General features: G+C 53.9%; 5 protein-coding genes. All 5 read left to right on the forward strand.

Going from position 1 to position 7,361, the window contains the following annotated elements; translation table 11 throughout:
* Nucleotides 1-38: 38 nt before the first annotated feature.
* The 5 genes from V7051_RS08340 (at nt 39) to V7051_RS08360 (ending at nt 6,530) form a co-directional block, all read left to right on the forward strand.
* Nucleotides 39-2,261, forward strand: coding sequence for an FAD-dependent oxidoreductase (locus V7051_RS08340; RefSeq protein WP_333874421.1), 2,223 nt, complete (start codon nt 39-41; stop codon nt 2,259-2,261).
* Between the two features lie 5 nt (nt 2,262-2,266).
* Entirely contained in the window at nt 2,267-4,048 is a 1,782-nt protein-coding gene (locus V7051_RS08345; RefSeq protein WP_334168733.1) for a glycoside hydrolase family 2 protein, read from the forward strand.
* Nucleotides 4,035-4,499, forward strand: coding sequence for a hypothetical protein (locus V7051_RS08350; protein ID WP_333874419.1), 465 nt, complete (start codon nt 4,035-4,037; stop codon nt 4,497-4,499). The genes V7051_RS08345 and V7051_RS08350 overlap by 14 nt, the downstream gene beginning before the upstream one ends.
* Nucleotides 4,496-5,578 carry a galactokinase gene (locus V7051_RS08355; RefSeq protein ID WP_333874418.1) on the forward strand — a complete coding sequence of 361 codons (1,083 nt, stop codon included), beginning with the start codon at nt 4,496-4,498 and terminating at the stop codon, nt 5,576-5,578. Before V7051_RS08350 ends, V7051_RS08355 begins: the two co-directional genes overlap by 4 nt.
* A 505-nt stretch (nt 5,579-6,083) precedes the next feature.
* On the forward strand, nt 6,084-6,530 hold the full coding sequence (locus V7051_RS08360) for a DUF4383 domain-containing protein (protein WP_333874417.1): 447 nt from the start codon (nt 6,084-6,086) through the stop codon (nt 6,528-6,530).
* The last annotated feature ends 831 nt before the right edge of the window (nt 6,531-7,361 follow it).

Here is a 7,361-nt window from a genome sequence, read left to right on the forward strand (position 1 = left end):
ACAAAATATTCAACTGCATCTATTCCTAAGGAGGGATTATGGATAAGACACCTACGATCATTGTCTTCTCACATCTGCGATGGAACTGGGTATGGCAGCGTCCGCAACATTTGCTGTCACGCTTGGCAAAGCGTTTTCGTGTTATGTTCATCGAAGAGCCGGTACTCTGCGAGACTTGGCAAGCCGCGCACTGGCGCTTCGAGCGGTCGGTTTCTTCCGTGTTGGTTTGCACGCCGTACACGACCATTCCCGATCCGGGCTTCAACGGCAACCAACTGCACCAGCTCAGCATTCTTCTCGACCAACTGGTTGATCGAGAAGCCCTGCAAGACCTTCTGGTCTGGCTCTATATGCCCATGGCCCTGCCGCTGGCCCGTCGGCTCAAGCCTTTGGCGATGGTCTACGACGTGATGGACGAGTTGTCCGCCTCTAAGTATGCACCGCCGGAATTTCTGGAATGGGAGGCGGAAGCTTATCGCTGTGTGGACCTGGTGTTCACCGGAGGTCCAAGCTTGTACCGGGCCAAGCGCGACCGCCACCCCAATGTGCATTATTTTCCGAATAGCGTTGATGCAGCCCACTTCGGAAAAGCCCGCGATACAGCGCTTGACCACGTCGAGCAGGCAAGCCGGCCCCGACCGCGTTTCGGCTTTTTCGGCGTTATTGACGAACGCATAGATCTGCCGTTACTGGACCAAATGGCCCTTGAGCGGCCCGAGTGGCAACTGATGATGGTAGGGCCTGTCACCAGAATCGATCCGGGACAATTGCCCCAACATCCCAATATCCACTATTGGGGGCAACAGAGTTACGATCAGCTGCCGGCTTTTCTGGCGGGTTGGGATGTCTGTCTGCTTCCTTTCGCCTGCAACGAGTCGACCCGTTTCATCAGTCCAGCCAAGACGCTGGAATATATGGCGGCGGAGAAACCCATCGTCAGTACGCCAATTGCCGATGTGGCCGAACCTTACGGCGATATTGTTTATCTCGGCGATACCGCCGATGCATTCCTCTCCGCCTGCGATCTTGCGTTGAACCAGAGCGCCGAGCAGTTTAACCAACGGCTCACCGGAATACGCAAAATCTTGTTGAACACATCTTGGGACATGACTGCCCGAGCCATGGTGGAAGAAATCGGCAAAATTCAAAAGGGCCGGGTGCGGGGAGCGCCTGCCAAGGCACGGGCCAGGAAAGATCGTACTAAGGTCGCTATTATCGGCGCCGGCCCGACCGGATTATCCGCGGCTTTTCATGCCCAGGATTCAGTGCTGCTGGAGGCGAATAACACGGTTGGCGGATGGTGCAGCTCTTTGGAAGAGAATGGCTTTACCTTCGATTTTGCCGGTCACATCATCTTTTCCAAAGAGCCTTACGTGCATGAGATGTACCGCAAGCTGCTGGGCGACAATGTTCATTGGCAGGATCGCGGGGTCTCCGTCTACAGCAACGACCTGCACACACGTTATCCGTTAAAAGGCGGTTTCCAGTCGCTGATGAATGGTTTTCTTCCATACCTGAAGACCCGGTTGCGCCTGAACTCCAAAGTCGTGTCGATTTCACCGGGCCGGCATAACGTGACCCTGGCTGATGGTTCTACGCTGGAATACGGTCATTTAATCAGTACCATGCCTCTGCCGATTCTGTTTCAGAGCCTTCGCGGCGATGTGCCGGTTCGTATTCGTCAAGCGTCGGAGGCGCTACGGCATGTCTCTGTCCGATCTGTGAATCTCGGGATCGGCCGGCCTAATCTGACCGAAAAATACTGGATTTACTATCCGGAGGATACCGTATTTCATCGTATATTCGTGCAGGGCAACGCCAACCCCCACTGTAATCCGCCCGGCGGTTTCGGTCTGACTTGCGAAATAACTTATGCGCCCGGAAAACCATTGCCCTGCGATGGCGATGCGCTGATTCAGCAATGTATTCGGGATTGTCATAAAGTAGGCATCTTTTCTCCGGAAGATCCGGTTTGGGCCGCCAATCAAGTGGACATGCCGTATGCCTATGTGATTTACGATCATGCCCGCGCCGCCAACCTAAAGCTGGTCCGGGACTGGCTGGCCGAGCGCGACATCATTCTTGCCGGCCGTTACAGCGAATGGGAGTACTACAATGCCGACCATGCCTTTTTGGTAGGCAAGCAGGCTGTCGAGTCCGTGCGGGGACTCCAGGCCAAACGGATTGCTGTCCCGGCTCGCAGGGTTATCAACTCCGGCGTAATTGCAACCGGGATTTCCGAAGGGCCGGGGCAATATTGAACGCCATGATGGATGACATCTATCCAAGACCTCAATTTCGCCGAGCCGGCTGGATGTCGCTTGACGGCCCGTGGCGTTTTGGTTTCGATAATGAAATGAAATTCAGGACGCCGCGAGACGTTTCCGACTGGCCGTTGACGATCAACGTGCCATTTGCCCCGGAAAGCGCCTTGAGCGGGATTGGCGATACCGGATTTCACCGGGCCTGCTGGTATCAGCGCGAATTTAATCTGCCTGATGATTGGCGCGGATCACGGATTCTGCTACATTTCGGCGCTGTCGACTGGCAGGCGCGGGTCTGGGTCAACGATCTGAAGGTATGCGAGCATCAGGGTGGCCATACGCCGTTCAGCGCCGACATCACTTTCGCTCTGGCTGCGGGGCCACTGCAACATATCGCGGTATGGGCCGAAGACGATCCGCATGATTTGGAAAAGCCGCGCGGCAAGCAGGACTGGCTGCTGGAACCCCACGGCATCTGGTATCCCCGAACGACCGGCATCTGGCAGACTGTGTGGCTGGAATGCGTCAGTGCTACTTATATCCAGAATATCCGTTGGACGCCCAACCTGGAACACTGGGATATCGGCTTCGATGCTTATGTGGTCGGGAGTCAGCCTGAAGGAACTTCGGTCTCGGTTTGCCTGCATTGCCAAAACCGATTACTGGCCGAAGATACTTACTACGTCACCGCCGGTGAAGTACACCGGCGAATCGGGCTGTCCGATCCTGGAATTGACGATTTTAGAAATGAAATGCTGTGGTCGCCGGAACATCCGACTTTGATCGACGCCGAAATCAAATTGCTTCGTGACGGCGAGGTGATCGATGAGATCATTTCTTATACCGCATTGCGCTCGATAGGCGTCCAGTCCGAGCGCATCCTGCTGAACGGTCGGCCTTATTCGCTGCGGCTGGTGCTGGACCAGGGTTACTGGCCGGATTCGCTGATGACCGCTCCCGACGCAAAGGCATTGCGGCGGGATGTCGAGCTGGCCAAGGCCATGGGCTTCAACGGTGTGCGCAAGCATCAAAAAATCGAGGACCCGCGCTACATGTATTGGGCCGATGTGCTGGGCCTGATGGTCTGCACCGAGATGCCCAGTACTTACCGGTTTACCCACAAGGCCATCAGCCGGTTGTTGGCGGAATGGATCGAAGTGATCGAGCGCGACATCAGTCATCCCTGCGTACTGATCTGGGTGCCGTTCAACGAATCCTGGGATGTGCCCGATCTACCGTCCCTGTCGGCCTCTCAGGACGCGGTCCAGGCTTTTTACCACCTGACCCGTTCATTCGATCAAACACGCCTGGTGATCGGTAACGACGGCTGGGAAAGTTCCGCGACTGACATCATCGGCATCCACGACTACGATGCCGATCCTGATCATATCCGCGCGCGCTATGGGCCGGGAGTGAAGTTGCAGGATTTTTTCGATCGACGCTGGACAGGCGGGCGCATTCTGACTCTCGACGGCCATCCCCATCGAGGTCAGCCGGTTCTGCTTTCGGAATTCGGCGGCGTCGCTTTTATCCGCCCGGACGACGAGCGCTATAATCAAGGCTTGGGTGATATCCGGATTGACGATCCGGAGGAATTCCGGAAACAAATCCATGCAATCATCGAAGTCGTACGTTGCACGGCGATGCTCAGCGGTTTTTGCTATACCCAATTCGCCGATACTTTTCAGGAGGCCAACGGGCTATTGTTTTCCGATCGCACCCCGAAGATAGCTCTTGAAGACATCGCCAACGCGGTCCGTGGAGAACCTCATGAACAGCCTTGAATTGGAGAAAATCGATGGTCGTAAGCTTAGTCTATACAGCCGTCGGCCTATTGATGTAGCCATCAAGCCTTCGCCATTGGAAGCTCCGAAGGGCAGCCATCCATTGCGCGGAGAATCGGTGGCTTATGTGGCTTATCGTCAGACCCGTATATTTCATCCTCCGCCGGAATGCAATCCTTTTGGGCCCTCGGGTAATACAGCCAATCCTGCCGAATTGCCGGTCGGTGATTACAATATCGCAGTGTTTGACAACCGTTTTCCGACTCTGACCGGTTTAGCGCACGATGTGCCTGAGCGTTTGGTCGAAACGCTACTACCGATCAAAGCGGTATCCACGTTCGATCGGTTGAAATATCCAGCCGGTACGGAGCTTGCCGCAGGAATGTTCGCTAACGATGCGTTGACGGAGGACAAGGTGAAGGCGTTGCAGGCGGTAGAGGCTGACTTATGAATTATCGTGAGCCCAACCTGCTGAAGTTTGCTGATTTTTTCGGTGCCCATCCGGAGGTCGAAGCCAGTGCGCCAGGCCGGGTCAACCTGCTGGGTGAGCACACCGATGACAACGACGGTTTCGTGCTGCCCATTGCCATTCCGCAACGCACTTGGGTGGAATTGTCCCGGAGTCCCGATCAATGGAGCCGGTTCCGTTCAATGAACATGGACGGGCTTTTCCATTACCAGGCGGGCGGCGCCTTTCCGTCCGGTTTCGCGGCTTATCTGGCGGGCTGCTTCGAAGTACTGCGGGAAGAAATGATTAATGTGATGGCTCCGGTTAATGTGCTTATCCGTTCGGACGTGCCAATGGGCGCAGGGTTGGCCAGCAGCGCGGCGCTGGAGGTGGCTGTACTGCGGGGATTGCGCGCGTTGTTTCATCTTCCCGTGGATGACATCGATATTGCTCTTCTCGCCCAGCAGGCGGAGATCCGTTTTGCCGGTGTGCGTTGCGGGATTATGGACCAGATGGCGGCCAGTCTGGCCGATCAGCAACATATGTTGTTCCTGGATACGCGGACTCTGGAACGTCGGTTATTGTCGCTCCCGGAACAGAGCGAACTTGTCGTACTGGACAGCGGCGTGTCGCTCAACTTTCATAACCAGCGTCGTGCGGAATGCGAAGACGCGGCCCGCAGGCTGGGTATCGCGATGCTTCGTGACCTCGACGATCCGGCAGCTGCGGAAGCTCTGCCGGAACCGCTGAACCGCAGGGTGCGCCATGTCGTGACCGAAAACCGGCGCGTACTTGATGCGATATCCGGTGTTTCTGCGGACGAGTTCGGTGCGTTGATGAACGCATCCCATGCGAGTTTGCGCAACGATTTCGAGGTTTCGGTTGCCGAGCTCGATTGCCTGGCGGAACTTCTGCAAAATCACCCGGACGTTTACGGCGCTCGTCTTAGCGGCAGCCTCTGCGTCGCGTTGGCGCGGGCAGGGCGAGGCGGTACGGCGGGGGACGAGGTTTTGGCCGCCTATCATGCCAAGGGCTATCAAGGCCGTGTATTGGTGTCGGGACCTATGCGAAACCCGCTGTAAGTCCTGATTTTGATGTTGGGGAAAGACAGGATGTACATTTCTCCCGACGTAATACACCCATTAAACGAACGAGGTTATGTACGTCAACGTACAGACGTTGCGGTCGGATAACCGTATCATTTTTCCAGTCGGATGAATTCGTCTTTTGTCACTGCTGCGGAGCAAGTTGTATTGTCGTTGGGCTAAAGTGAAACAGAAACGGAACATGCCGAGGCAATAAAGTTAATCTCACAGCCACAGTCTAGGGATCCCATCGACGACCATTACAGTGCCGAGATCAACACATTCGGCGAAATGATCGACCCTCAACGAGGAAGAAGAAAAGATTTTCATCAAGGAAAAAGCAGGCATGGATATAGCCGCGTTAGTCAAAAGGATGATCCGGCTGCGCAGATGGAAACGGAGAAGGATACGGACACGGTGGAAAGCGATGAAGCGGAAAATGGTTGCATAGCTGTTCCGATTTATATCTCGATATCAGGTTTTAAGTTAGCTGGAGGAAACCATGAATATACGTACGTTTACCCTATCGATTGGTGTTGTTTTTGTTGTTGTTGGTGTACTAGGCTTTTTTCCAGCCTTAATGACGCCTCCGGCCCCAGACGCTCCGGTCATATCGACCGAATATAGCTTGCTGTTCGGCATGTTTCCGGTCAATTCCCTGCACAATATCGTGCATTTGGCGATCGGTGCGTGGGGCATCCTGGTTTACAAGGATCTTGACGCCTCCCGTCTGTACGCCCGCAGCCTAGCCGTTTTATATAGCGTGCTTGGCGTGTTTGGGCTTATCCCCGCATTGAGTACACTATTCGGACTGGTGCCGCTTTTTGGACATGATGTCTGGTTGCATTTTTTGGTAGCTTTGGCTGCGGCTTATTTCGGATTTGTATCGCCTGTAACGGTGGAAATGGGGCATTCAGGACATGCGGATAGATCGGGCGGGATCTCCTGACGTTTTGCAGTTTAGGTTAGTTTGATCTTGAAGCGTTTTCAGGACGCTCTTTTAGGTTAATCAGGAAAGTACAGTTGCAACGGTATGTAAGAGGAGCCGGCAGTGAACAATACCGATATCCCAAATACGTTAATGGCTTGATGGTCAAGCTGGCGGATGGGATTAGCGGTATTCCTGCCGGTTCCTTTTTTTACGAGTAACGTAAAGAACTTGCAATCAGCAAGTTTCCTTTTATTGTTTTACCCAAGACAAAGCAGCCTGTCGTCTGGAAAAAAGTATTCAGTAAGGCTTGTGTGGCATTTTTGTATATTATTGGCCGGATTTTGATTCGCAGCATTTTGAATAGGTACTCGGCTGGTTTAAAAAAAACAGGACCGGACACTTGGCGGTTAACCTTATAAGCAATTCGGCAATCAAAAAAATCAGTGGTTCAAGTTATTAACTGATGTTACTCAGTTATTCGAATTTAGAAGACTGTACTAACAATTTTATTAAAAGTGTCGCTAGCGCGACGGTTATTTGAATCGGGTTTGTCGCACCCGAAGGCGAGTTACTTTCTTTTGCTCCGCCAAAAGAAAGTAACCAAAGAAAAGGCGGCCCGGTTGCCGCTTGCTTCCTGCGCTCCTCGCTTTTATCGAGGGTCAGCAGAAGGGGCTCCTGCCCCTCTGCTGACGTGCGGCCTCCCTGCCGCACCCCTAACGGGCTGTTCTCGATAAAAGCTCCGGTGCTCGGCGCGGCAAACGGGAGAAATACGGTCCGTGCGTAACATCAGTTATTAACTGATGTTACGCACTCGCCCCCCAAAAGGCGTATTATTCTGGAATGGATAAA

Origin of the sequence: Methylobacter sp. (genome assembly GCF_036845245.1) — a bacterium.
Taxonomy (GTDB): Bacteria; Pseudomonadota; Gammaproteobacteria; order Methylococcales; family Methylomonadaceae; genus Methylobacter_A.

What these genes read in the sequence shown, in the direction of transcription:
- V7051_RS08360 (WP_333874417.1), top strand. Translation starts at nt 6,084, where the DNA reads ATGAATATACGTACGTTTACCCTATCGATTGGTGTTGTTTTTGTTGTT.
- V7051_RS08355 (WP_333874418.1), top strand. Translation starts at nt 4,496, where the DNA reads ATGAATTATCGTGAGCCCAACCTGCTGAAGTTTGCTGATTTTTTCGGT.
- V7051_RS08350 (WP_333874419.1), top strand. Translation starts at nt 4,035, where the DNA reads ATGAACAGCCTTGAATTGGAGAAAATCGATGGTCGTAAGCTTAGTCTA.
- V7051_RS08345 (WP_334168733.1), top strand. Translation starts at nt 2,267, where the DNA reads ATGATGGATGACATCTATCCAAGACCTCAATTTCGCCGAGCCGGCTGG.
- V7051_RS08340 (WP_333874421.1), top strand. Translation starts at nt 39, where the DNA reads ATGGATAAGACACCTACGATCATTGTCTTCTCACATCTGCGATGGAAC.